The following is a 636-nucleotide window of genomic DNA, read 5'->3' as shown; positions in this document are numbered from 1 at the left end:
TTGACGCGGTCGTGCGCCGGTCTCTGAAGCGCCAGAGCGTAACGCGTTCGCTCTTTGGGCAGCGCAGGATTGCCCAATGCGCGCCGGATCTGTCCGGCGAAACGCAGGAGATTGGCGGGAGAACGGGGCCGCACGTACAAGGACTCGCAGAACCCGCCGTCGGGACACTGTTCCGAAAGCAGGGTGGCGGCAGTCTTGCGCAGGAGAGACGCTGTCTCGGCGTTGGGAATGCTCCCGTTGGGCGTCAGCACGAAAACGGCGTCGTAATCGTAGCAGCCGCCGCCACCCGGGTACGGGGCGAAATGGCCTTGCGGGTCGGCCAACGCGCTCACAGCATCCACGGCGCCACGCTCGCGCGGATTCTCCACCGCCAGATATTCCAACACCTCGTACTGATGGTAGCCATTCTGGAAGTGCAGGTGAGTCGGCCCGGCGTCCGATCCCCAAAAACCCCAGCGGTTCATCGACCGGAAGTGCAGATCCACCCACTGCTTCAGCAAGTGGTCAACGTCGCGCCCCAGGCGATCACGGGCATGGCAGAGGAAGATCGCCAGGAACAATGCCTGATTGCCGCTCTGTGCCTTGCCGCCGAGGGCACCGACCGCGTGCAGGGCCTGTTCCATATCGGCGGGCAGT

1 protein-coding gene is annotated in these 636 nt (G+C 64.5%); it reads right to left on the bottom strand.

Annotated elements, in window-relative coordinates; translation table 11 throughout:
- The coding region (locus ACKGJN_RS16425; protein WP_409540648.1) for a hypothetical protein at positions 1-636 on the bottom strand (636 nt) is incomplete at both ends.

The organism is Gillisia xinjiangensis (assembly GCF_046298265.1).
Classification (GTDB): domain Bacteria; phylum Bacteroidota; class Bacteroidia; order Flavobacteriales; family Flavobacteriaceae; genus Gillisia; species Gillisia xinjiangensis.
This window is presented reverse-complemented; position numbering and strand designations above follow the sequence as displayed.